We start from the raw sequence: 23,123 nt of genomic DNA on the forward strand, positions 1-23,123 counted from the left end.
GACTCTAGCGGTCGCGGGCCGTCAGACGGCCGCGAACTGCCGCATGGACCTCGGCTTCCTCGGCGGGATCCGCCGCCAGCCGCCGCAGCCGCTCCAGGACCCGGGCGTCGCCGGTGGTGGTGACGTGGGTGGCGGCGAGCTCCCGGGTGGACTCCTCGCAGTCCCACAGGCACTCGACGGCCGGCCCCTCCCCGAAGTAGGGGTCGGTGACGGCCAGCGCCTGGGCGGCCCGGCCGCGCAGCTCCGAGGAGACCGCTTCGCCGTAGACATGCCGCAGCGCGGGCACGGCGGCGTGCGCACGCAGCCGGCCGATGCCGTCGACGAGGCTGCCGATCCCGGTGCCGGTGACGCCGTTCAGCGAGATCCACTGATGGAGTGCGGCGACCACCAGCGGGGCGTCGCAGGCCTCGCCGGCGTCGGCGAGGAGGCGGACGGCGGCCTGGCCGAGGGCGCTGTCGGCACTGCCGGTGGCCGGGTCGGCCCAGCGGCGGGCGTGCGCGAGCGCCTCGGGACCTCGCATCCGGCCGAGCAGTTCCAGCGCGGTGGCGACGATCCGGTGGTCCAGGTCCGCGGCGGCGGCCTCGATGTACCGGGCGGCGGCCGGGTCCCGTTGCTCCACCAGGTGCCGCAGCGCGGCGCAGCGGGCGCCGGCCGGGCCGCCGGCGGCGGCGTCGCGCAGCAGCGGCGCGTCCTCCGGCCGGACCACGGCGGTCAGGCAGCGGGCGGCCGCGGCGGCGCGCCGGGCGAGGGCGCCGGGCTCGGCGCTCTCGCCCTGGTCGGCCCAGGCGAGCACGTCGGCGGTGGACCAGCCGGGCGTCACGCCCTGGCGGTTGAGCTGCCGCTGCCACAGGTCGAAGGGTGACTGCTCGCTCGCGGTGGCGACCCTCGGGTGGTGCAGGGCCCACAGCCGCCAGACCCGCGGCTCGTACGCGGCGCGGATGGCTTCGCGCAGTTCGGCGTCGCCCTCCGGGTCGGCCGGGAAGCGGCTCAGGACGGCGGGAGCGAGGGCGAGCAGGGCCTCGTCGGTGTCGCGCAGGGCGAGTTCGTCGAGGGCCCAGGCCCAGTTGGTCCCGGTGGTGGTGTAGGCGCGCAGCAGGTCGAGGGCGTCGCGGCGGCCGTAGCCGGCGAGGTGGCCGAGCACGGCGAGGGCGAGGCCGGTGCGGGCCTCGTCGGTGTCGGTGGCGTCCTCGGGAGACGTGAGGTGGAGTTCGAGGCCGGTGAGGGGGGCCTCCAACTCCATGTAGAGCCGCGCGTAGTACAAGGAGCGGTTCTCGACCTGCCAGTCGGCGCGGGGGTCGTTGGTCACGCAGCTCTCGACGGCGGCGATCGCCTCGTCGCGGTCTGCGGCCAACGCATGCAGCTGCCCGTCCCCGCGGCCTCTCTGAAGGAGGCCGAGGAGGCTGGCGCTGGGCGCTATCACTGGCTCGAACATGAGGTCAGCATCCGTTGCGGCGGTCGTCGTGGCAACGGGATTTCCGTCGCCGGGGTCGGTTGGCACAGCTCAGGCGCCCGGGCGCCGGAATCACCGAAGGTTACCGCCTGGGGGGCCGGTCCGCACACAGGGCAACGGATTTCCGCAGGTGCGGCCGTATCGAGACGGGTCCGTCCGTACCGGATCGACCGGTTCCGGACGGCGGGCCGCTCGGACCGGCCCGGGGGTGCGCCGGCCGCTCGGACCGGCCCGCGGACGGGCCGGCCGCTCAGACCGGCCCGGGGGCCGGCGGGGCGGGCAGCGCGGTGCGGATCCGGTCGCGCAGCTCGGCGACCTCCGGCCGGCCCCGGTGGCGGGCGGCGAGCCGGTCCATCGCGCGCAGCCGGTCCCAGGTGCGCCGGGAGGAGGTCAGCTCGATCGAGTCGAGCACCCGGTGCGCCTGCGCGACGGCCGCCTCGGGCTCGCCGGCGATCCAGTGCGCGGAGGCCAGCGTGATCCGGTCGAGCAGCGCCGAGCGCTCCCGGCCGGTGCGCTGCCGCAGCCGGACGGCCTGCTCCGCGTGGTGCAGCGCCGCCGGGACGGCGCCGGCGTCGTGCTCGGCGAGGGTGCGGTGGGCCAGCGCCTGCATGCCGTGCAGCTCGGCCTCGTCGAACAGGGACATCCAGCCGGGGGCGGGCCGGCCGGCGTCGTCCCGGACGAAGTGCTCCTCCGCCTCGCCGAGCGCCCGGCGGGTGGCCTCGGAGCGGCCGAGCGAGGCCAGCGCCCAGGCCTCGACGGTGCACAGCATGGCCCGGGAGCGGGGCGGCGCGCCGTCGGCGGGGCGGGTGCCGGCGCGGGCCAGCCGCATCAGGTCGAGGGCCTCGTCGGCCCGGCCGAGGTGGAGCATCTGGCGGGCGGCGCGGGAGACCGCCTCGGCGGCCCGGGGGCGGTCGCCCGCCTCCCGGGCGGCCTGCGCGGCGATCGCGAAGTAGCGCTGCGCGGTGGGTTCCAGGCCGACGTCGTGGGACATCCAGCCGACCAGCACCGCGAGGTTGGCGGCCACCGCCCAGAGCCGGCGCTCCAGCGCGGCGGGGTGGCGGTGGGTGAGCAGCCCGCCGACCTCGTTGAGCTGGCCGACCACGGCCTTGCGCTGGAGTCCGCCGCCGCGCGAGGCGTCCCAGGCCCGGAAGACCTCCACCGAGCGCTCCAGGGCGGCGACCTCGTCGCTGCCGACCGGGCCCGGCTCGTACGCCCCGGTCAGCGGCCCGGCGCCGCCCCGGCTCTCCGGGGGCCGGGCGGCGGCCTCGGCGACCGCGCCGCCGGTCAGCCAGTCGTGCAGGTTGTCGGCGATCACCGCGCCGGCCGCGAGGGCCGCGGAGGCGCCGACCAGTCCGCGTCTGTTCAGCATCAGGTCCATTCCCGTGAACTCGGTGAGGACCGCGGCCGTCCGGTCCGGCGCCCCGGGTTCCGTCGGCGCTGCCGCCGTGCTGCCGGACCGGGCGGGTCGGTGCCGTTCGAGACCCAGGTCCTCGGTGGTGACGACACGGCCGAGCCGCTCCGTGAACACGGCGGCCAGCACCCTCGGCACCGGATCGCGCGGGATCTCGCCCTGTTCGATCCAGCGCCTGACCCGGGAGGTGTCGGTGGACAGCTGCTGCTCGCCCAGTGCCGCGCCCCGCCGGTTGACCAGCCGCGCCAACTCGCCCTTGGACCAGCCGGTCAGGGCGAAGTGGTCGGCCAGCCTGGTGTTCGGCCCCCTGCTCAACTACAGCCCCCAGGTGATCGGCTGGCCCCGACAGTAGTGGCACTGGCACATGCCGAGCGACCATTCGCCAGGGTTCGCCAGGGTGCGCTATGTGGTGTGCCAGTACCGATCGGGTGTCAGGTAGGTATGCGCCACCCCGACCTCGCGTCGGAACAGTCCCCGACCGGCCCGGATGTCGACCCGACGGCCCGTCAGGAGCCGTTCCGCAGCGTGTGGTCCAGGGGGTGGCGCGACCGGGTGGCGCGGGGGCGCCGGGCATGGCACGGACGGTCGGAGCGGACGCATTTCCCCAGGGTGCGGCCGGTTCGGCGGGCCGGTCTCCGTGCCCGGCGCCCCCGCTCCACCCGGCGGCCCGACGCCAGCACGTCCGGGCCCCGTGAAGCTTTGCCGCCGGTCAAGGAAGGACCCTCACCCGCCCATGTACTCCACAGCCAGCACCGGTACTCGCCCGTCCGCCCCGACCGGGGTGGACGTGGCGGCCGCGCGCCCGCCACGCTCCGGTCTGCGCCCCCCGACCGCCGGCGCGGGCCGTCCCGCACCGCGCACCGTGGAGCTGCGCGACCCGCGCGGGCGCACCACCCTGGTGACCCGTCCGCTGCCGGAGCAGGCCGGGCGGCTGGGCCGTCCGCTGCCCGGGCGGGGCGTGGAGGCGTTCGTGGACCGGGTGGATCCGGCCGCGCTGCAGACCCCGGCGGTGCGTGCGGTGCTCGCCAACGTCGCGCGGATATGTCCCGCGTTCCTGCCCCGGCAGGTGCTGCGCGAGGGCAGTCGGCACATCCTGGTCGCGGGCACCATCGGCCGCGCCCCGGTGGTGGCCAAGTGCCTGGCGCCGGGCGCGCTGCGCGGCCCGCAGGCGGCGCAGCTGATCGACCGCTTCCACCACGAGGTGGCGGTGTACCGGGCGTTCGTCCGGCACCGCCCGCCGGTGCGGCTGCCCCGGCTGGTGGCGGCGGACCACGACCGCTGCGTGCTGGTGCTGGAGCGGGTGCCGGGCCGTCCGGCGGCCCGCGAGCGGCACCCGGCGAACGCGCCGACGCCGGGCGAGGTGCGGGCGATCCTCGGCGCGGTGCGCACGCTGAACCTGTGGCGGCCGCCGACGGACGTGTTCGACCAGCCGCTGGACTACCAGCGCGAGATCGGCCGGTTCCATTCGCTGGGCCTGCTCACCGACCGGGACGCGGGCGATCTGCGGGCGCTGCTGCACGGCCTGTCCTCGGTGCCGCGCCAGCTCTGCCACGGCGACGCGCTGCTCGGCAACATGCTGCTGGCGCCGACCGGCCCGGTGCTGCTGGACTGGGAGCAGGCCGGCTGGTACCTGCCGGGCTACGACCTGGCGGTTCTGTGGAGCGTGCTGTCGGGAGACTCGGCGGCCCGTCGGCAGATCAGCCAACTCGCGCAGTCCGGCGGCACCTTGGCCCGAGACGCGTTCCTGGTCAACCTGACCCTGGTGCTGATGCGGGAACTGCGCATCCACGACCTGCCGGGCGCGGGCGAGGAGCAGCGGATCATGATCCGCCGGCTCTACGACGACGCCTCGCTGGCCCGCCGCGCGGTCCGCGCGGCGGTCGGCACCCGCTGACGCCGGCCCGGTCAGACCCGTCCGAGCAGGGCTTCGCCGAGGGCGTCCAGGACGGCGTCCTCGGCGGGCAGGTGGGTGCGCAGGGCGAGGGTGTCGCGCAGGTGGCGTTCCAGCGGGTGGCGGCGGTCGAGACCGGCGCTGCCGGTCAGGGCGAGCGCCTGCTGGACGGTCTCGGCGGCGGTGCGGGCCGTCAACAGCTGGACGGCGGGGGCGCGTTCGGCCGCCGCCGGGTCGGCGTCGGTGCGGGTGGCGAGGCCGTGCACGAGTTCCTCGGCGCCGGTGAGCCGGGCGTCGAGCTCGCCGAGCGGGCGGCGGTGCGTACCGCTGCCGCGCAGCCGGCCGGCGGACCAGTCGAGGGCGGCCCGGGCGGTGCCCAGCAGGACGGCGGCGAGGGCGAGTTGGCGCCAGGCGGCGGCGAGCGGGTCGGCGGCCGGGGCGGGCGTGCGGGGCAGCAGGGCGGCGTCGGTGCCGACCCGGGTGCCGTCCAGCAGGACGTCGTGTCCGGCGGCGGCGCGCAGGCCGAGCTGGTCGGCGGCGGGGTCGATCTCTAGTCCGGGGCTGTCGGCGCGGATCAGGAACAGGCCGCTGCGGGGCCGGGGTTCGTCGGTGCGGGCCTCGACGGCGAGCCAGGCCAGCGCTTCGGCGCCGGGACACTGCGCGGCCCGGCCGGTGAGCTCCCAGGCGTCGCCGCCCCGGCGGGCGGTGACGGCGATCGGCCGGTCGGGCCGGGCCCGCAGGGTGCCGACCAGGGCGGGGCCGCGGCGGGATTCGGTCAGCAGCCGCCGGTACAGCGCGGCCGGCCAGGGCGCGCTGCGGGCCTGTTCGGCGTGGTGCAGCAGGGTGTGCGCGGTGAGCAGCGCGACGGAGGCGTCGCCGCGGCCGAGCCGGGCCAACACCCGTACGGTGTCGGCGAGTCCGGCGCCCGGCCCGCCGTAGCGGCCGCCGACGGTGAGGGTGAGCAGTCCGGCTTCGTGGACGGCTTCGACGCCCTGGTAGGGGAAGGTCCCGTCGCGGTCGTGCTCGGCGGCGCGGGCGGCGAGCAGGTCGACCACCCGGGGCAGCCGGCCGAGCGCCCGTTCGAGGGCGGTGGCCGGCCGTTCGGCGACGGTGTCGGCGTTGACGGGGGTGTGCGCGGGGGTTCGGGGCATGGCGGCGGTCCTCCGGGCGGGCGCGGTCGGTCGGGCGGTTCCTGGACTCGGGGTCGGTCAGGAAGCCGGACAGGCCGCGCCGGCGGTGCGCCGGAGGTCCACGTGCAGGCGTCGGGTGAGCAGCAGCGGCCGGGGCATGCGCCTAGTCCTGCTGGAACATCTCCGCCGGAAGCGGCTTCAGGAGCTGGTAGAGGTCGTCCGAAATCGGTCGGTCCCAGGAGGCGATGGTGACCTGGACGTCGTCGCTGCGCCCGAACTGGGAGCAGTACAGGCGCCCTTCGCTGACCTTGACCTTCCGGACGATCAGCAGGTCGTCGCCGAGCATGACCGGGAAGTCCTCGGCGGAGACGAAGTCGACCGGCTCGTCGTTCTCCAGGGCGGCGAGCAGTTGGCGGACCTCGAAGGGCACGCCGTCCTCGCTGTCGCGGGCGGGCGAGCCCTGCGGGACGTTGCCGATCAGCATGGCCGGGCCGCGGCCGCCGAGCAGGTCGTAGCGCAGGAAAATGCCTTGGCAGGAGCCGTCCGGAGCGGACATGATCATGGCCCCGAAGAGACCGGGCCAGTCGCCCGGATCCATTGCCAGGACGTCGAAGTCCGGGCCGGCGGGCTGTCCGGAGCGACGGCGGAGAAATGACATGGGCCCATCGTACGTGCCCGGTGGGCCGGGGCCGGTGAGTGGGTCCGCGATCAGGCCGGGATCTACGCTCAGGGACCAATGTTGACTCTGAGCAACCGTCCGGGCTACGTTCGGTTCAGCACGACGGCCGCCCCGGGCGAGATCCATTGGGTGCGGCTTGTCGCAGCGTGCCTTGCGCGCATTCCCTCACTGCGCACGCGGTCGTGTTGAACTCACAAGCACCATTTGCTGATTCAATGGGTCTTCGCCGTTGCGGGAGCCTGCGGACGACACAGCAGGCGTTGAGCGGTGGACAGTCCGGTCGAATTGGCACACAAAGCCATATGGAACACCGAGCCAGGTCCGCGGGGCCCTTCTGCCGTCGCGTTCGCGGACCTTGCCCGGATCACCGCCGCGTGGGGGCGTGCGGAATCCGGGTTTCGGTCCTGTCGGGAAGTAGCTCTTCCCGGCCGGGCCTGCTCCCGTTGCGACGGTGGCCGCACTCTGTGCGGTCGAGGGTGGGAGGGCCCGTCATCGGCGCCGGTGACGGGCAGCACAAGCGGGCGCCGTGCCAGACCGCGTGGGGGCGGTCGGCACGGCGTCTGCCTGCTCTTACTCTCTGGCAGGCTTGTCGGACAGTCAACAAGTTTCGGCCCATCAGAACTCTTTTGTAACCTCGGCGTATGCCCGCTCGTCACCTTCTGGAGCGGTTTCGACAGGTGCGGAACAGGGCAGTCCGGGCGTACCGGTCACCGGTGGAACGGCCGAAATCCGTTCATGGACGGCCGAATTCGACCTCGGGGGGGCCGATTGCGCCCCGCCGCCCCCGAGTTGGGCCCGCGGTGTGCCGACGTCAGCCCTGCGCCTGCCGCTCGGGGTCGAATTCGCCGTCCCGGGCGCCGAGGACGAAGGCCCGCCATTCGGCGGGGGTGAAGATCAGCGCCGGCCCGTCCGGCTCCGCGCCGTTGCGCATCGCGATGTAGCCGTCGACGAAGGCGATCTGCACGCCGTTCGGGTCGTCGTTCGCGGACTGCCACTCGGCTCCGCTCACGTCCAGCTCGATCTTGCGCCGGTCCTCCGCCTGTGCCGCCACCGTGGTGCTCCCTCCGCTTGTCTGCTTCGAGCGGCCAGCCTAGCCAGCTCGGGCCTCCGGGTCGGCCGATCGGGCCGGGTCTGCCCCGCGGGTGGTCGAGATGGTCCGATCCGGCCGTGTCCGGCCGACACCTGTGCTAAAGGCGGGCCGATGAGGTCCGTTCGAGGTAGGGATGGGTGACGAGCAGTCAGCCACGCACCGGGGAGCAGCCGATGGACCAGCGGGACGGCAGCCGCGCCGACGTCATCCCGATCACCACCGCGCCGTCCGCCCCGTCCGCGGGGTCCGCCACCGGCACGCTGCCCGCTCCGACGCCGACGGTGCCCCGGCCGTCGCGGCCCGCCGGGCACGGCCGGGTGGGGGTGGTGCTGGTGTCGCACAGCCACGAGGTCGCGGACGCGGTGCGGGCGCTGGCCCTGGCGGTGGCCGAGTCGGAGGACCCGGCTCCGGTGGTCGCCACCGGCGGCTCGATCGCGGACGGCCTGGGCACCAGCGCGGTGCTGGTGGCGACGGCGGCCCGCCGGGTCGACCAGGGCCACGGGGTGGCGGTGCTGTGCGACCTGGACGGCGCGGTGGAGACGGTGCTGGCGCTGCTGGCCGACGCGGACGAGCACGGCCTGCCGTTCCCGGTGCGGTTCGCGGACGCGCCGTTCGTGGAGGGCGCGGTGGCCGCGGTGGCGACGGCGACGGCGGGCGGGGACCTGGCGGCGGTGCTGGACGCGGCGGAGGAGACCGGGCGTCGTCCGAAGCGTTGAGGGGTGTCTCGGCCGGTCGTCGTACGAGATGTGGCCGATGGGACGGTTTGGGCTCGAACGGGTGGGTTTTCGGTCCGCGGCGCGGGTGGCCGCGGCTAGAGTCTGGCGCATCGGCCCGGTGGGGGGATCCCCGGGCCCGGCGGAGGGGTGGTGTGCGCGATGCGAGTGGTGATCACCGGCGGGGCCGGGTTCATCGGGGCCAATCTGGCAAGGGAGTTGGCGTCCCGGCCGGAGGTGTCGGAGGTCCGGGTGGTGGACGACCTGTCCACCGGCAGCAAGGCCAACCTGGCGGGCGTGGACGCCGCCCTGTTCGAGGGCACGATCCTCGATCCGGCGCTGCTGGACGCGGCGTTCGCCGGGGCGGACGCGGTGGTCCACCTGGCGGCGCTGCCCTCGGTGCCGCGTTCGGTGGCGGCGCCGCTGGCCAGCCACCACGCGAACGCGACCGGCACCCTGGAGGTGCTGGAGGCGGCCCGCCGGGCCGGCGGGCTGTACGTGGCGGCGGCGTCCTCCTCCTCGGTGTACGGCGCCAATCGCGAACTGCCCAAGCGCGAGTCGATGCGCACCGCGCCGATGAGCCCCTACGCGGTGTCCAAGCTCGCCACCGAGGCGTACCTCGGCGCGTACCACCACTGCTACGGCCTGGGCGTGCTCCCGCTGCGCTTCTTCAACGTCTTCGGCCCGCTCCAGCCGGCCGGCCACGCCTACGCCGCCGTCGTCCCCGCGTTCCTGGACGCGGCGCTGCACGGCCGCCCGGTGTCGGTGCACGGGGACGGCCTCCAGAGCCGCGACTTCACCTACGTCGGCACGGTCGCGCAGGTGCTCGCCGAGGCGGTGCTGCGCCGGGTGGTCAGCGCCGAGCCGGTCAACCTGGCGTTCGGCACCCGCACCACCCTGCTGGAGCTGATCGACCTGCTCGGCGAGGCGCTCGGCGAGCCGGTCGCCGCCGCACACGTCGACCCGAGGCCGGGGGACGTGCGCGATTCGCAGGCCGACAACTCCCGCCTGCGCGAGCTGTTCCCCGACGTCCGGCCCGTCCCGCTGCCCGAGGGCCTGCGGCGCACCGCGGCCTGGTTCCGCACGATCTGACGCGAACCCCCGCCCCGGGGCGCGACCTCGCGCGCCCCGGGGGTGCGGCTACGCGCCGGCCGGGGCGAAGTGCGCCGCGCTGTTTCCGGCCAGCGCCAACGCGATCCGCTCCCGCACGGACGCGTCGAGGTCGGGCAGCGCGTCCGGGTGGAACCAGCCGACCTCCAGCGACTCGTCGTCGTTCACGCACGCCTCCCCCGCCAACGGGCGGCAGCGGAAGGTCAGTTCGAGGTACTGGCAGACGTCCCCGTTGGGGTACTCCACCACCGGCGAGACGGTCACCGAGACCAGCGCCTGCGGCTCCACCGTCACCCCGGTCTCCTCCAGGCACTCCCGGACCGCCGCATCGGCCGGCTGCTCCCCGGGATCGATGATCCCCCCGACCAGCGCCCACGCCCCGTTGTCCGCCCGCCGCCCGAGCAGCACCCGCCCGTCCTCGTCCACCACCACCATCGTCACGGCCGACAACCACAACGCCCGCTGCCCCACAAGCTCGCGCAGCTCCGCCAGAAACACCGGAATTCCCATGTCCCCGACCCTATGCGACGCTCTGGGGGCCGATGGCGCGCCCTCGGGCGCGGTCAGCCGGTCGCGGTGAACAGGCCGTTGAGCTCCGGGTGGTCGACGGCCCGCTCCAACGAGCGGTAGCCGCCGGCGCCGTACAGTTCGCGGGCCGCGTCCCGGGCCACGGCGTAGGCGGCCTGCGCCACCCCCGAGCCGAGGCTGACCCGGGCCACGCCCAGGGCGCCCAGCTCGCCCACCGGCAAACTGCCCGGCCCGGCCATGATGTTGAGGGGGACGGTCAGCGCCGCGGCCAGCTCCTCGATGACGTCCGGGTCGGTGACGCCCGGCACGAAGATCCCGTCCGCTCCGGCGTCGATGTAGGACCGCGCTCGCGCCAGCGTGTCCTCCAGCCGAGTGGCGGGGTCTCCCAGCCCGAACAGGTAGGTGTCGATCCGGGCGTTGACGAACAGGTCGACGCCCGCGCGCCGCGCCGCACCGCGGGCGGCCGCGAGCCGGCCGACCAGCGTGCCCGGCGGGCGGGTGCCGTCCTCGATGTTGACGCCCACCGCGCCGGCCTCCACCACCCGCGCCACCGTCTCCGCGACCTCGGCGGGGCTCTCCCCGTACCCGCCCTCGATGTCGACGGTCACGGGGACGGCGACCGCTGCCGCGATGCGGGCGACGACCTCCAGCACCGGACCCCGGGCGACCCGGTCCCCGTCCGGTGCGCCGAGGGACCACGCCACCCCGGCGCTGGTGGTGGCCACCGCGGGCGCGCCCGCGGCTTCCACGAGGCGCGCACTGGCGACGTCCCAGGCGTTCGCGAGCGCGAGCGGGCGGGCGGGGGTGTGCAGGGAACGGAACAGCGAGGACTTGTCTGCGGTGACCATGCCCCCGATCCCACCAGCGCGCGAGGCCGCTGTCCGGCGGAAATCGGACACGGCCGTGGGGTCTCGCCCTGCCCTCCGGGCGCCGGCTACCGGGTGGGCATGGGCCGGGCCGGGCAGCCGATGACGGTGGTGTGCGGGGGGACGTCGTGGGTGACGACGGCGCCGGCGCCGACGAAGGCGGCGGGGGCGACGGTGCGGCCCTGGAGGACGACGGCGTTGGAGCCCACGGTGGCGTCGTCGTGGAGGTGGACCGCGCCGGAGACGTTCGCGCCGGGGTAGACGGTGACGCGGGCGCCGAGGCGGGCGTCGTGGCCGACGGTGGCGTTGTAGTGGACCTGGCTGTGCGGGCCGAGGGTGACGCTGCTGGAGAGGTGGGCGCCGCCCATCACCAGGCAGCCGGGGGCGAGTTCGGTCTCGGGGGCGATGATCGCCCTGGGGTGCACCAGCGTGGTGGCCCGCCCGCCCGCCGCGTCCAGCAGCGCGGCCAGCCGGGCCCGTACGGCCGGGTCGGCGATGCCGATCAAGTACGGTGCGCCGGGCGGCAGTTCGGCGGGCTCGCGGACGGGCAGCCCGCGCACCTGCCGGCCCGCCGCCCGGTCGTCCAGGAATCCGGCGACCGGTACTCCCGCCGCGAGCGCGACGTCCAGCGCCTCCCGCCCGACTCCGCCCGCACCCGCGATCCACAGCATGCCGTCCCCACTTCCCGGTCGTCCCACCGCCGGACCCTACGGCAGAGCGGGCGGCCGCGGGGGTGGGCCGCTGCCGCCCGGCCGAATCGTTTCGCCTCGGCGCGTCAGCGGGGTACCTCCTCCCGGGCCGCCCGGGGGGCGGCCGCGGTGGCCTGACGCGGCAGCACCACGCGCGCGGCGGGTGCGGCGGCGGTCTCGGTGGGGATCGGGAAGCCGGGGTTGACGCCCCCGGCGGCGGTGATGCCGGTGGGGCGCAGCAGCATCCTGGCGGTGCCGGCGAGGATCCGCAGGTCGAGCAGCAGGGTGCGGTGTTCGATGTACCAGAGGTCGAGTTCGATGCGTTCGGGCCAGCTGATGGAGTTGCGGCCGCGGATCTGCGCCCAGCCGGTGAGGCCGGGGCGCAGCGCGAGCCGGCCGCGCTGGCGGGGCGAGTAGTGGACGACCTGTTCGGGCAGGGTGGGGCGGGGGCCGATGACGGCCATGTCGCCGCGGACGACGTTCCACAGTTGCGGGAGTTCGTCGAGGCTGGTGCGGCGCAGGAGTGCGCCGAGGCGGGTGATGCGCGGGGCGTCGGGTTCGTCCTCGTGGCGTTTGTCGCGCATGGTGCGGAACTTGAGGATGCGGAACTCCTGGCCGTGGCGGCCGGAGCGGGTCTGGCGGAAGATCACCGGTCCGCCCATGGTGGCGCGGATCAGGAGGGCGATCACCAGGCCGAGCGGGACGGCGATGATCCCGGCCAGTGCGGTGACCGCGAGGTCCCCCCCTCGCTTCATTTCTCCCCCAACTGGGTTGCTGCGTGGTGGTGTGGTGGGCCCCGTGCGGGGCGGGTCGCGGGCACGCCGGACGCGCCGGGCTGCGGGCGGGCGTGACGTGCCGCGGTGCTCAGGTGCGGGTGGTGCGAGGTGCGCTGAGGTGCTCGGGTGCCGGTGGTGCGGTGGCGCCGGTTCAGTCGGTGGTCCAGGGCAGGCCGCGTCGGCGGGCGACGGCGGCGTAGGTCTCCAGGGAGATCCGGGCGACGGTGCGCTGGTCGAACTGTTCGCGGGCGCGGCGGCGGGCGGCCGTGCCCAGGCGGTTCCGCAGGGCCGGCTCGGTGAGGAGCCGGTCGAGTGTGCCGGTCAGGGCGGCCGGGTCGGCCGCGGGGGTGAGCAGCAGGTGCTGGTCGTGGGTGCCGATCTCGCGGCAGCCGCGGATGTCGCTGAGCACCATGGGCAGGCCGCTGGCGGCGGCCTCCATGCCGGAGCGGGAGAAGCCTTCCCGGTGGGAGGGCAGCACAAAGATGTCGAGTGCGGCGTACAGCGCGGGCATGTCGTCGCGGCTGCCGAGGAATTCGACTCCGGCTTCGGCGGCGCGCAGCGCGTCGGGCTTGTCGGGGTCGTCGGGTCCGATCCAGACGAAGCGGGCTCGGCCGGCGAGTGCGCGGGCGGCTTCGGCGTATTCGCGGATGCCCTTCTCGGCGACCCGCCGGCCGACGCCGCCGACCAGCAACTCCTCGTCCCGTACGCCGAGTTGTCGGCGGACGGCGGTGCGCAGCGCGTCCCGTCGCGGTCCGGGTGCGGGGAAGCGGTCGAGGTCGACGCCGTTGCCAACGACCCGGGCGCGGTGGGCGGGGACGCCCCAGCGGGCGAGGGTGTGGTGGTCCTCGGCGTTCTGGTACAGCTCGGCGTGCGAGAACCGGGCGGCGAACGCTTCGGCGCCGAGCACCAGCAGGCGTTTGGCGAGCGGGTCGTGGGCCTGGGCCCAGAGTCCGTGGCAGGTGTTGACGACGACGGGCACCCGGGCGAGCCGGCCGAGGACGCGGCCGAGGACGCCGGTCTTCGGGTTGTGGGTGTGCAGCACGTCGGGGCGGATCTCGCGCAGCGCGGCGAGCAGTTCGCGGGCGGCGGCGAGGTCGGCGGCGGGCTGCCAGGCGCGGGTGAGCGAGGCCAGGGTGCGGTGCTCGACGCCGAGTTGTTCGATCTGCGGCCGGTGGGGGCCGGGGGCGCTGAGGCCGTAGGTGGTCAGGCCGTGTTCGACGTCCACGGCCAGTTCGGTGGCCAGCAGCAGGTGCAGCGACATGTCGACGGTGGTGAGGTGGGCGACCCGCAGCGGCCGTCCGCCCTCGCCGCGCAGGCGCCGGGGCGGGGGCTGCTCAGGCACGGGCGCCCACCGCCTTCGCGGTGGCGACGATCCGGGCGTAGGCGCGTTCGGGGATCAGCCGGCCGTACAGCTTGGCGCGGAAGAAGTCGATCGGGTCGGTGCGGCGGACGGGTACCCGGTGGAGCCGGACGGGGTCGCCGCCGGGCAGGTTGCGGCCGACCTGTCCGGTGGCGCTGGTGCGGAAGCGGGCCCGCAGCGCGTGCTCCATGTGCGGGACGGGCGTCCCCCAGGTGTAGGCGAAGTGGCGCGGGCGGGTGCCGAGGTGTTCCTCGACGTCGTCGCCGCAGGCGTCGAGTTCGCCGCTGGTGAGCAGCGCGGGCCGGGCGTGGCTGCGGGTGTGGTTGGCGACGGTGCACAGCCCGGAGGCGGCCATTTCGCGCAGCTGGTCCCAGGTCAGCCCGGTGGCGGGGGCGCCTTTGGCGGTGGAGCCCTCCCAGCGCATCGGTCCGCCGACCATGCCGCTGGCCAGGTAGACGGTGAACGGCAGGCCGCGTTCCTTGAGGATCGGCCAGGCGGTGTCGTAGGTGTCGGCGAAGCCGTCGTCGAAGGTGAGGACGGTGCTGGGGGTGCGCAGGCCGGCGTCGAGCCGGTCGGTGGCGGTGTCCAGCGGGACGACCCGGCCGGGCGGGAGTTCGGCGAGCAGGTCGGCCTGGGCGGTGAACTCGGCGGTGGCGAGGTCGAGTTCGTCGGTGGTGCCGCCGCCGATCCGGTGGTAGATGAGGACGGTGGCGCCCTCGCCGGGTGTCCGGCCGGCCGCGCGGGCCAGCTGCTGTTTGACCTTCGTCCTGATGCCTGTGGCCGTGCCTGTGCCGGTGTTCGTGCCGGTGGCGACGGTGCTCGCCATGACGTCCCCCTCGCGGTGCCCCCGCACCGGAAACCGTGATCACGGTGCCCCCGCACCGGACCCTGACTGCTCCCCCGGCCCGCGGCGTGCGCGGGCGATGCGTTTCACAGTAGGGGGAAGTGTGGTGCCACTGCCGCGGAAACGTGAAAGAAGTGCGGAGGTAGGCCGAAAATCAGCCCATCCGACCGGTGCTGCCCGTTTGATGAACGTTTCCGGTCACCCGACCGGATTCCGCCCCGGCCACCGCGGAACGCTCAGGACGCGGCGTCGCGCCCGGGCCGCAGCAGGGCCAGGCCGACCCGGGCGAGCAGCAGCACCCCGGTGGCCAGGCAGCCGGCCACCGCCATCACCCACGCGGGGCCGTCGCCGTCCGGGACGAGCACGGCGACCAGGATGCCGAGCACCACGCAGCCCGCGCCGACCAGGGACAGCAGCAACCGGTGGCGCCGCAGGGCGCAGCCGCCGAACACGTGGGACCAGCGCGTAGCGGGCCGGTCACTGGGGGTGTCTGCCATGCCCTCCACGGTAACCCGGCCCCGGGCGGCGGGCCACGGACCTTCGGCCCTGGTCAGCGGCCGCCCCGCCGTGCCACGGCCCCCCTTCGGGGCTCCCCGGCGGCGGGTTCCGGTCGGGCCCGGTCGGCCGTTCGGACGGGTTCCGGACGCCCGGCCGGAGCCGGATGCGAAATCTCGCCGTCCGCCGTACAACCATCCCGCCATGTCGATGGTCTCCACTACATTGAGCGATCCAGGAGCCGTCCGACGAGCGGGATTGGGAGTACCCGCCGCGGGCTAGATCACTCGGGAGCGGAGCCGCCGCGCCCGGGGTCGGAGGCCGGGCTCCGCCTGCCGACGGGACCGCCACGCCGCATGCCGGCGACCGAGGGGGGAACCGTGTCGTACGCCACCACCGCCGCCGCCGTCTGCGCTCCGTCCCAGCCTGCCGCCGTACCCGCCGCCGCCGCTCCGCAGCCGAGGCCGCAACCGTCCCGGGACCGCGGCAGCTGGCTGCGGTTCAGCCCGGCCCAGCCGCTGTTCCGGGCCCGGGCCGCGCAGCGGCTGGCCGTCCTCGCCTACCACGGCATCACCGATCCGCGGTCCTTCGGCGCCCAGCTGGACCGGCTCCGACGCCTGGCCACCCCGGTGTCCGTGCAGGACGTGGAGCGCTCGCTCGCCGAGGGCCGGCCGCTGCCGCCGCGCTCGGTGCTGGTGACCTTCGACGACCCGGACCGCACCGTGCTGCGGCACGCGCTGCCGGAGCTGGTGGCGCGCCGGATCCCGGCGGCCGCGTTCGTGATCGCCGAGGTGATCGGCACCGAGCAGCCGTTCTGGTGGCACGAGGCCGCGTTCCTGGCCCGCAACGGCGGCCGGGCCCGGCTGCTGCCGCGCGGCGGCGACCCGGCGCGGGTGCTGGCGCTGCTCAAGGCCCTGCCGGATCCGGACCGCCGGCGCAGCCTGGCCGAGCTGCGGGTCTCCACCACCCGCCGCCCGCCGGCCCAGGAGCAGCTGCGCCCGGAGGACCTGCGGGCGCTGCGCGAGGCGGACGTCACGGTGGGCAACCACACCCTGGGCCACCCGTCGCTGGCGCGCTGCGACGAGGCGACGGTGCAGGCCGAGATCGCGGGCGCGCACCGGGCGCTGACCCGCTGGCTGGGCGAGGCCCCGTCGGCGTTCGCCTACCCGGACGGCGGGTACGACGAGCGGGCGGACGCGGTGCTGCGCCGGCTCGGCTACCGGCTGGGCTTCCTCTCCGACCACCGCCTCGGGCCCCGGCTGCCCGCCCACCCGCTGCGGATCAGCCGCCTGCAGGTGGACTCCACCACCTCGACCCGCCGCTTCGACACCATCCTGTCGGGCCTGGAGCCCGCCGTTCAGCGGCTGCTGGGCGCCCAGGCGTAACGGTTCGCCCGGCCGTTGCCGGGCCGTTCGGGCCGGCCGGCCGCTCAGGCTGCTTCGGTGGGCCGGATGTTCCGCATCCGGCCCACCGCGTAGACGCAGCCGGCCAGCGCGAGGTCGGACAGCAGCATGAAGCCGATCGAGTAGCTGCCCTGGGCGCTGTAGATGGCGCCCATGACCAGCGGCGGGACGAACCCGCCGAGGCCGCCCATCGCACCGACGATGCCGGTCACGGAGCCGACCTGGGCGACCGGCGTGACCTGCGAGACCAGGGCGAACACCGAGCCGCTGGTGGTGCCGAGCCCGGCGGCCATCAGCAGGAAGGCGATCGTCCCGACCGGGCTGAGCGCCGGGTCGAAGGCCTGCACCACGGCGAAGGTCGCGGTCAGCGCGAGCGCCCAGCCGGTGACCACGGCCGGGTGGACCCGGTCCGACAGCCAGCCGCCGAACGGCCGGAAGGCGACGGTGACGAGCGCGAACCCGGCGGCCTTGGTGCCGGCGTCGGTCGCCGACAGGTGGTACCAGGTCTTCAGGTACGTCGGCAGGTAGACGCCGAACGCGACGATGCCGCCGAAGCCGATCGCGTACAGCGCCGACAGCTCCCAGGTCACCCGCAGCCGCCCGGCCCGGCCCAGCCGGGTGGCCAGTGAGGCGGTCGGCACGGCCCGGTCGGGGCGGTCGCGCAGCAGCAGCACGGCGAGCACGGTGTACCCGGCGAGCGCGGCCGCCATCACCAGGAACGGCAGGTCGTGGCCGTGCTTCCACAGCCGCGGCGTGAAGTAGCCGGACAGCGCCACACCGCCCATGCCCATGCCGAACACGCCGAGACCCAGCCCCCGCTTGCGCCGCGGGAACCAGGAGTTCACCAGCGGCACCCCGATCGCGAAGGTGGTGCCGCCCAGCCCGAGGAAGAACCCGACCACCAGCAGCGCCCCGTACGACTCCCGGGCCGGGATGATCAGCAGGACGGGGACGATGGTCAGCGCGGAGACCAGCGGGAACATCAGCCGCGCCCCGTACCGGTCGGTGAGCGCGCCCACCGGGACCCGGCCGAGCGAGCCGACGATCACCGGCACGGCGACCAGGAACGACTGCGCGAACGAGGACATGTGCAGGGTCTTGTCGAACTCGCCGGCCAGCGGGGCGATCAGGTTCCACGCCCAGAACGTCAGCGCGAAGCCCAGCGTCGCGACCACCAGGTTGGTGTACCCCGTCCCCGACACCCGCTCGTCCGGCCCGCTGCTCGATGTCGTCCGCTCTCCCATGGGGCCCAAGCGTGGGCACCCTCCGCACCGGCCGCACCCAACCCGGCCGCGCCACCGCCGCGCGTCAGCCGGACGGCGCAGGCCCCGGCCGGCCTCAGGTCGTGGCGGCCCACGTCGGGTCCTGGACGGCGGTCGCCCGGATCTGGGCGGCGTGCACCGGCAGCTCGTCGGCGGCCAGCCCGTCGAGCAGGCCGCCGACGGTCAGCGCGCCCTCGAACACCGGCCGGCCGTGCGAGAGCAGCAGAGCGGGCAGGGCCGCGTCCAGCTCCGCCGGCCCGAGCGAGGCCGCGAGCGCGCACAGCGCCTCGCCCTGCGCGGCCACCCGGCGGCGCAACTGCGGGCCGCCGCCGCTGCGGTCGATGACCCGGCCGATCGTCCAGGCGTCCTGGGAGATCCGGTTGTCGAAGGCGGCGGGCGAGCCGGCCGCGACGGCGGCCACCGCTGCCAGGGCGCCGGTGGTGACCAGCCCGAGGTGGGCCAGCACCTGTTCGGCGTCCCACTCCCCGGGCGGGACGGCGACCGGTTCGGCGGCGGCCGTCCGCTCGGCAGCGGCGATCACGTCCTGGTACGCGCGGTGGAGTGCGGCGGTGTCGTACCTCCGTGGCGCCCTTCAGTCGGCGGGAGTCTCGGCGGGGGCCATCTCCCACGGGGCCTGCGGCAGGGTCTCCCCGGTCTCCAGCAGCGACTTCAGGTTGGCCAGCACCGCCGGCCAGCCGTGCGAGATCGCCCGCAGGGCCGTGCGGTCGCGCAGCTTCTCGTGGGTGACGGTCAGGCGGACGATGTCCTCGTACGGCTCGATCAGGAAGGTGACGGTGGCCGCCTCCTCGTGGGCGGACAGGTCCGGCCGGTCCTCGAAGGTGATCACCAGGCGGGTCGGCGGCTCGGCCGCCAGCACCCGGCCGGTGACGTCGACCCTGCCGGAGCCGTCGGTGCGGCGGTGCTCCCAGGTGGAGCCGGCCTGCCAGTCGGAGACGTTGGCGTGGCCCCAGTAGCGGGCCGTCAGCTCGGCGTCGGTGAGCGCTTTCCACACCTGCTCCGGGGTGGCCCGGATGTAGGTGGCGTACACGTAGGTCGGGACAGTACCGGTCTCGGATGCGCTGCTCATGGCGTTCTCCTGCTCTGCCTGTCGTTTGATCGCGCCGAGGACGGCCAGCCGGGGCCGGTCGAAGTCGGCGATCCACCGCTGCTCGATCTCGTGGATCGGCCCGGGGTTGAGGTAGTGGAGCCGTTCCCGCCCCCGCCGGACCACGGTGACCAGCCGCGCGGCAACCAGCAGGTCCAGGTGCTGGGTCACCGACTGCCGGGCCATCGCCACCTCCTCGCACAGCTCCCGCAGCGTCTGCCCGTCCCGCACCCGCAGCCGGTCGAGCAACGCCCGGCGGGTCGGGTCGGCGAGGGCCTTGAACACCGCGTCCATCGGGGCGGCGGGGGTCGGTTCTGCGCTCACCCCTCCATCATGCAGGCAAATGCCTGCCTTTCGCAATCACCCGCCCGGCCCCGCCCGCGACGGCCCCGCCCGCGCCCGGTCGGGAGCCACGCCCCCGGGCCCGCGACCGGTCAAGAGGTAGAGTCGTTGCTCGTGAAGATCGCCCTCGTGGACTCCGGAATCGGACTGCTCGCCGCCACCGCCGCGCTGCGCCGCCTGCGGCCGGACGCGGATCTGGTCATCTCCTGCGACCCCGACGGCATGCCGTGGGGCCCCCGCACCCCCGAGGACATCACCGAGCACGCCCTCGCCTGCGCCCGCGCCGCCGCCGCGCTGGAGCCCGACGCGCTGGTGGTCGCCTGCAACACCGCGACGGTGCACGCGCTCGACCGGCTGCGCGCCGAGTTCGAGCCCGCGCTGCCGGTGATCGGCACCGTCCCCGCGATCAAGCCCGCCACCGCCGCGGGCGGCGTGGTCGCCATCTGGGCCACCCCCGCCACCACCGGCAGCGCCTACCAGCGCGGCCTGATCGCCGAGTTCGGCGCCGGCGCGAGCGAGGTCCACGAGGTGGCCTGCCCCGGCCTGGCCGAAGCCGTCGAGCACGCCGACGAGGACGCCATCGCCGCCGCCATCGCCTACGCCGCGGCCCGCACCCCCGCCGCCACCACGGACGTCGTCCTCGGCTGCACCCACTACGAGCTCGTCGACGACCGGATCGCCTCCGCGCTGGCCGTCCCCGCCCGCTTCCACGGCTCCGCCGACGCCGTCGCCGCCCAGGCGCTGCGCCGGATCGCCGCCCCCACCCCGGGCGCCGGCACCCTCACCGTCCTCCACTCCGGCCGCCCCGCCGCGCTCCAGGCCGCCGCCCTCAACTACCCGCAGGGCGAGATCCTGCTCGGCGCCCGGGTCTGACCTCCGCGGCCGACTGCTTCGCCGCACACACCGGAGCAGGGCCGCAGCACCGCTTCGCGAGCGGGCCGTCCCCGCGGCCGGGCGTCCGCACGGGGTGCCACGCCGACAGCCGCACCCCTCGCCCAGGCGCCTCGGCGCCGCCCGCCGCACATCGCCGACCACCCCCACCCCCGCGCACCGTCGCGTCTCGGCGTCCTCGCATCGCCGCTGGGGCAGACCGCCCACCACCACCCGCACCCCCAGCACCCTCCCGCCCCCGTACAACGCCACGCACCCGCCCCGCGCCCCGTCGTGCCTCGGCGTCGTCGCATCGCCGCTGGGGCAGACCGCCCACCACCACCCGCACCCCCAATCCCGCAGCACCCTCCCGCCTCACCCGCCCCGCACCCCGTCGTGCCTCGGCGTCGTCGCATCGTCGCTGGGGCAGACTGCCCGGGTGACCGTGCTGTGGTGGGTGTCCGTGGTGGCGCTGGTGGCCTGGGTGTGGCTGGCGGTGTGCCACGGCGGGTTCTGGCGGACCGATCAGCGATTGCCGCGCGGCGGTGCGGAGCCGTCGCGGTGGCCGGACGTGGTGGTGGTCGTCCCGGCGCGGGACGAGGCCGGGGTGCTGCCGGCGTCGCTGCCGTCGCTGCTCGCGCAGCGGTACCCGGGGCGGGCCAGGGTCGTCCTGGTGGACGACCACAGCACCGACGGAACGGCCGAGCTGGCGCGGGAGTTGGCGGCGGCGGCCCCGGGTCTGGAGCTGGCGGTGACCACTCCCCCGCCGCTCCCCGAGGGCTGGACGGGCAAGTTGTGGGCGCTGCGGCACGGCGTCGGGCACGCGGACGACGCCGAGTGGCTGCTGCTGACCGACGCCGACATCGCGCACCGGCCCGGCTCCCTGCGGGCCCTGGTCGCGGCGGGCGAGGCGCACGGGCTGGACCTGGTCTCGCAGATGGCCCGCCTGCGGGTGGCGTCCGGCTGGGAGCGGCTGATCGTCCCGGCGTTCGTGTACTTCTTCGCCCAGCTGTACCCGTTCCGCCGCTCCAACCGTCCCGGCTCCCGTACCGCCGCGGCGGCCGGCGGCTGCTCGCTGGTCCGGCGCGAGGCGCTCGAACGGGCGGGCGGGGTGGCGGCGATCCGCGGCGCGGTGATCGACGACGTGTCGCTGGCCCGGGCGGTCAAGCGCACCGGCGGCCGCACCTGGCTGGGCCTCGCCGACCGGGTCGACTCCGTCCGCCCCTACCCCGGGCTGGCGCCGCTGTGGCGGATGGTCTCGCGCAGTGCCTACGCCCAACTCCGTTACTCGCCACTGCTGTTGCTCGGTACGGTGCTCGGCCTGACGCTGGTCTACCTGGCGCCGCCGATCGCCGCCGCGACCGGCCTGCTGACGGGTTCCTGGTGGACCGCCGGGGCCGGGCTCGCCGCGTGGACGCTCATGGCCGCCACGTTCGCACCGATGCTCCGCTACTACGGCCGACCGGTGGCGGAGGCCCCGCTGCTGCCGTTCACCGCGCTGCTGTACCTGCTGATGACGGTCGACTCGGCCGTCCAGCACTGGCGCGGCCGGGGCTCGGCCTGGAAGGGACGGACGTACCCGCGCCCCGCCGACCGTACGGGCACGACGAGCTGATGAACCGCCAGGAGCGCGGGCGGATCGCCCACCGCGACCACCCCATCGCCGCCCCGCTGTCGGAGGAGTCGGCGCACCGCCTGCTGGCGCGCCAGCTGCGGCGCTGCCCGGACGGCCGGCTGCTCGACCTCGGCTGCGGCGAAGCGGCATGGCTGCTGGGGGCGTTGGCGCTCCGTCCGGCGCTGCGCGCGGTGGGCGTCGACACCGATCCGGCCGCACTGGAGGCCGGCCGCCGGTCCGCCGAGCAGGCGGGCGTCGCCGACCGGATCGAGCTGCACCGCACCGACGCGCGGGACTTCGAGGCGGACGAACCCTTCGACGCCGTCCTCTCCGTCGGCGCGGCCCACGCGTTCGGCGGTCTGCTGCCGACCCTCGAAGCCGTCCGCCCGCTCCTCGCCCCGCGCGGCACCCTGCTGCTCGGCGAGTCCTACTGGGACGGCCAACCCCCGGACCGCGCCCGGGAGTTCTTCGGCGACGACCTCACCGACCTGTCCGGTGTCCTCGGCGTCCTGCGCGCCGCCGACTGGTGGCCGATCGCCGGGCACACCTCCACCCGCGAGGAACTCGACACCTACGAGTGGTCCTGGACCGGCTCCCTCACCGACTGGGCCCTCGACCAGCCCCCGGGCCCCGAGCGCGAGCAGGCTCTCGCCACCGCCTCCGAGCACCGCGACCAGTGGCTGACCGAGTACCGCGACGGCTTCGGTTTCGTCACCCTCCTGCTGCGCCACGGCAGTTGACGCCTGCGGCCCGCTCAGACAGGTCCAGCATCATGTCCAGCGACCGCGAGCCGTCCGGTTCGGCGGACTCGCCGACCCGCCGGAAGCCGTTCTTCTCGTAGTAGCGAACGGCCCGGTGGTTGTCGGCGCGGACACCGCCCCACAGGATGATCCTCGACCTGCCGAGCTGCCGTGCGACGTCCAGGACAAGCGGGAGGACGAGCGTGCCGAGGCCCCGGTTCTGGCAGTCGTCGGCCAGGGTCAGGCCGAAGCGGCAGTCGGCGCCCTCGGCGAGGCGGAGGCCGGCCGCCCGGTAGCGCGCGAGGTCCGACGGCACCAGCGCCAGGCTGAACTCCAGCAGGCCGGCGATCCGGCGGGACGCCGCGTCCTCCAGCACCAGCCTGAGCTTGTCGTAGCGCGCGATCGCATCGCACAACTCCTGGGCGTGGGGCAGGTCGTAGCCGTCGAAGGTGCTGAACCGGCGGGTGCCGGCGGACAGCGCGCCGAGGAAGTCGGCCAGTCGCGCGGCGTCGGAGTGGTCCAGGGGGCGGAAGACGAAGGCCCGGCCGTCGCGGGTCGTCAGACGGCGTGTCAGCCGGTGCGGGCGGTCGGCGATCGCGGTCAGCGTGAGCACTCCGACCACCTCTCCGGAAGCGTCTTCTCCACGAAGCCGAACCTACCCCTGCCGGGCGGCCGACGGACCCTCCCCTTTCCCTGTTGAACCGGCCCGCCCGAGCCGTAGTCTGTCCCCCTGAATTGATCGACTCGACGGAGT

23 protein-coding genes and 1 pseudogene are annotated in these 23,123 nt (G+C 75.4%); 7 read left to right on the plus strand and 17 right to left on the minus strand.

The genetic code is table 11. The annotated features are described in order from the left end of the window. Window positions 1-4: 4 nt before the first annotated feature. Complete coding sequence (locus ACWEMJ_RS04110) at window positions 5-1,432, minus strand: HEAT repeat domain-containing protein (protein WP_452135386.1); 1,428 nt, start codon at window positions 1,430-1,432, stop codon at window positions 5-7. A 268-nt stretch (window positions 1,433-1,700) separates the two neighbouring features. Then, complete coding sequence (locus ACWEMJ_RS04115; protein ID WP_452135387.1) at window positions 1,701-3,176, minus strand: DNA-binding protein NsdB; 1,476 nt, start codon at window positions 3,174-3,176, stop codon at window positions 1,701-1,703. Window positions 3,177-3,594: 418 nt separating this feature from the next. Here ACWEMJ_RS04115 and ACWEMJ_RS04120 point away from each other — a divergent pair, with 418 nt between their 5' ends. Continuing rightward, the gene (locus ACWEMJ_RS04120; protein ID WP_452135388.1) at window positions 3,595-4,755 is read left to right on the plus strand and encodes an aminoglycoside phosphotransferase family protein; all 1,161 of its coding nucleotides are present in this window, start codon (window positions 3,595-3,597) and stop codon (window positions 4,753-4,755) included. Between the two features lie 11 nt (window positions 4,756-4,766). On the opposite strand, the gene ACWEMJ_RS04125 is transcribed toward ACWEMJ_RS04120, so the two are convergent. The 4 genes from ACWEMJ_RS04125 to ACWEMJ_RS04140 form a co-directional block, all read right to left on the minus strand. Next, complete coding sequence (locus ACWEMJ_RS04125) at window positions 4,767-5,903, minus strand: acyl-CoA dehydrogenase family protein (RefSeq protein WP_452135389.1); 1,137 nt, start codon at window positions 5,901-5,903, stop codon at window positions 4,767-4,769. Between the two features lie 57 nt (window positions 5,904-5,960). Next, complete coding sequence (locus ACWEMJ_RS04130) at window positions 5,961-6,041, minus strand: putative leader peptide (RefSeq protein ID WP_341869173.1); 81 nt, start codon at window positions 6,039-6,041, stop codon at window positions 5,961-5,963. Window positions 6,042-6,045: 4 nt separating this feature from the next. Further along, window positions 6,046-6,540 carry a hypothetical protein gene (locus ACWEMJ_RS04135; protein WP_452135390.1) on the minus strand — a complete coding sequence of 165 codons (495 nt, stop codon included), beginning with the start codon at window positions 6,538-6,540 and terminating at the stop codon, window positions 6,046-6,048. 832 nt (window positions 6,541-7,372) lie between these two features. After that, window positions 7,373-7,612 carry a DUF397 domain-containing protein gene (locus tag ACWEMJ_RS04140; RefSeq protein WP_452135391.1) on the minus strand — a complete coding sequence of 80 codons (240 nt, stop codon included), beginning with the start codon at window positions 7,610-7,612 and terminating at the stop codon, window positions 7,373-7,375. 176 nt (window positions 7,613-7,788) lie between these two features. On the opposite strand from ACWEMJ_RS04140, the gene ACWEMJ_RS04145 reads away from it, so the two are divergent. After that, window positions 7,789-8,367, plus strand: a complete 579-nt coding sequence (locus tag ACWEMJ_RS04145) for a PTS-dependent dihydroxyacetone kinase phosphotransferase subunit DhaM (RefSeq protein WP_452135392.1) — start codon at window positions 7,789-7,791, stop codon at window positions 8,365-8,367. Window positions 8,368-8,526: 159 nt separating this feature from the next. Continuing rightward, the gene (locus ACWEMJ_RS04150; protein WP_452135393.1) at window positions 8,527-9,456 is read left to right on the plus strand and encodes an NAD-dependent epimerase/dehydratase family protein; all 930 of its coding nucleotides are present in this window, start codon (window positions 8,527-8,529) and stop codon (window positions 9,454-9,456) included. 48 nt (window positions 9,457-9,504) lie between these two features. On the opposite strand, the gene ACWEMJ_RS04155 is transcribed toward ACWEMJ_RS04150, so the two are convergent. The 7 genes from ACWEMJ_RS04155 to ACWEMJ_RS04185 form a co-directional block, all read right to left on the minus strand. Further along, the gene (locus ACWEMJ_RS04155) at window positions 9,505-9,984 is read right to left on the minus strand and encodes an NUDIX hydrolase (protein WP_452135394.1); all 480 of its coding nucleotides are present in this window, start codon (window positions 9,982-9,984) and stop codon (window positions 9,505-9,507) included. Window positions 9,985-10,037: 53 nt separating this feature from the next. Next, the gene (locus ACWEMJ_RS04160) at window positions 10,038-10,850 is read right to left on the minus strand and encodes an isocitrate lyase/PEP mutase family protein (protein ID WP_452135395.1); all 813 of its coding nucleotides are present in this window, start codon (window positions 10,848-10,850) and stop codon (window positions 10,038-10,040) included. An 86-nt stretch (window positions 10,851-10,936) separates the two neighbouring features. Then, a complete protein-coding gene (locus ACWEMJ_RS04165) occupies window positions 10,937-11,566 on the minus strand; it encodes a NeuD/PglB/VioB family sugar acetyltransferase (RefSeq protein WP_452135396.1) in 630 nt (209 codons plus the stop codon). Window positions 11,567-11,643: 77 nt separating this feature from the next. Further along, on the minus strand, window positions 11,644-12,312 hold the full coding sequence (locus tag ACWEMJ_RS04170; RefSeq protein WP_452135397.1) for a sugar transferase: 669 nt from the start codon (window positions 12,310-12,312) through the stop codon (window positions 11,644-11,646). Window positions 12,313-12,484: 172 nt separating this feature from the next. Continuing rightward, entirely contained in the window at window positions 12,485-13,675 is a 1,191-nt protein-coding gene (locus ACWEMJ_RS04175) for a glycosyltransferase (protein WP_452135398.1), read from the minus strand. After that, window positions 13,668-14,519 (minus strand): polysaccharide deacetylase family protein, encoded by an 852-nt coding sequence (locus ACWEMJ_RS04180; RefSeq protein WP_452135399.1) that lies wholly within the window; start codon window positions 14,517-14,519, stop codon window positions 13,668-13,670. The genes ACWEMJ_RS04175 and ACWEMJ_RS04180 overlap by 8 nt, the downstream gene beginning before the upstream one ends. 254 nt (window positions 14,520-14,773) lie before the next feature. After that, window positions 14,774-15,034 (minus strand): hypothetical protein, encoded by a 261-nt coding sequence (locus tag ACWEMJ_RS04185; RefSeq protein WP_452135400.1) that lies wholly within the window; start codon window positions 15,032-15,034, stop codon window positions 14,774-14,776. 378 nt (window positions 15,035-15,412) lie between these two features. Here ACWEMJ_RS04185 and ACWEMJ_RS04190 point away from each other — a divergent pair, with 378 nt between their 5' ends. Further along, a complete protein-coding gene (locus tag ACWEMJ_RS04190; RefSeq protein ID WP_452135401.1) occupies window positions 15,413-16,417 on the plus strand; it encodes a polysaccharide deacetylase family protein in 1,005 nt (334 codons plus the stop codon). Between the two features lie 44 nt (window positions 16,418-16,461). Here the strand turns inward: ACWEMJ_RS04190 and ACWEMJ_RS04195 are convergent, their stop codons facing one another. The 3 genes and pseudogenes from ACWEMJ_RS04195 to ACWEMJ_RS04205 all read right to left on the minus strand — a co-directional run bounded on the left by ACWEMJ_RS04195 (window position 16,462) and on the right by ACWEMJ_RS04205 (window position 19,096). Continuing rightward, window positions 16,462-17,679 (minus strand): MFS transporter, encoded by a 1,218-nt coding sequence (locus ACWEMJ_RS04195; RefSeq protein WP_452135402.1) that lies wholly within the window; start codon window positions 17,677-17,679, stop codon window positions 16,462-16,464. Between the two features lie 94 nt (window positions 17,680-17,773). Further along, window positions 17,774-18,250: pseudogene (locus ACWEMJ_RS04200) on the minus strand (hypothetical protein); the annotation flags it as partial. A 39-nt stretch (window positions 18,251-18,289) separates the two neighbouring features. After that, window positions 18,290-19,096: an ArsR/SmtB family transcription factor gene (locus ACWEMJ_RS04205; protein WP_452135455.1), complete on the minus strand. Its 807-nt coding sequence runs from the start codon at window positions 19,094-19,096 to the stop codon at window positions 18,290-18,292. A 162-nt stretch (window positions 19,097-19,258) separates the two neighbouring features. Between ACWEMJ_RS04205 and ACWEMJ_RS04210 the strand changes: the two genes are divergently transcribed. From ACWEMJ_RS04210 to ACWEMJ_RS04220, 3 genes are all read left to right on the plus strand, one after another. After that, window positions 19,259-20,017 (plus strand): glutamate racemase, encoded by a 759-nt coding sequence (locus ACWEMJ_RS04210; protein WP_452135403.1) that lies wholly within the window; start codon window positions 19,259-19,261, stop codon window positions 20,015-20,017. Between the two features lie 436 nt (window positions 20,018-20,453). Beyond that, window positions 20,454-21,629: a glycosyltransferase gene (locus tag ACWEMJ_RS04215; RefSeq protein WP_452135404.1), complete on the plus strand. Its 1,176-nt coding sequence runs from the start codon at window positions 20,454-20,456 to the stop codon at window positions 21,627-21,629. Continuing rightward, window positions 21,629-22,369 carry an SAM-dependent methyltransferase gene (locus ACWEMJ_RS04220; protein ID WP_452135405.1) on the plus strand — a complete coding sequence of 247 codons (741 nt, stop codon included), beginning with the start codon at window positions 21,629-21,631 and terminating at the stop codon, window positions 22,367-22,369. The genes ACWEMJ_RS04215 and ACWEMJ_RS04220 overlap by 1 nt, the downstream gene beginning before the upstream one ends. Here ACWEMJ_RS04220 and ACWEMJ_RS04225 read toward each other — a convergent pair. Beyond that, window positions 22,341-22,982, minus strand: coding sequence for a GNAT family N-acetyltransferase (locus tag ACWEMJ_RS04225; protein ID WP_452135406.1), 642 nt, complete (start codon window positions 22,980-22,982; stop codon window positions 22,341-22,343). The genes ACWEMJ_RS04220 and ACWEMJ_RS04225 overlap by 29 nt on opposite strands. Window positions 22,983-23,123 lie beyond the last annotated feature (141 nt).

The organism is Kitasatospora sp. NPDC004531, from assembly GCF_053602195.1.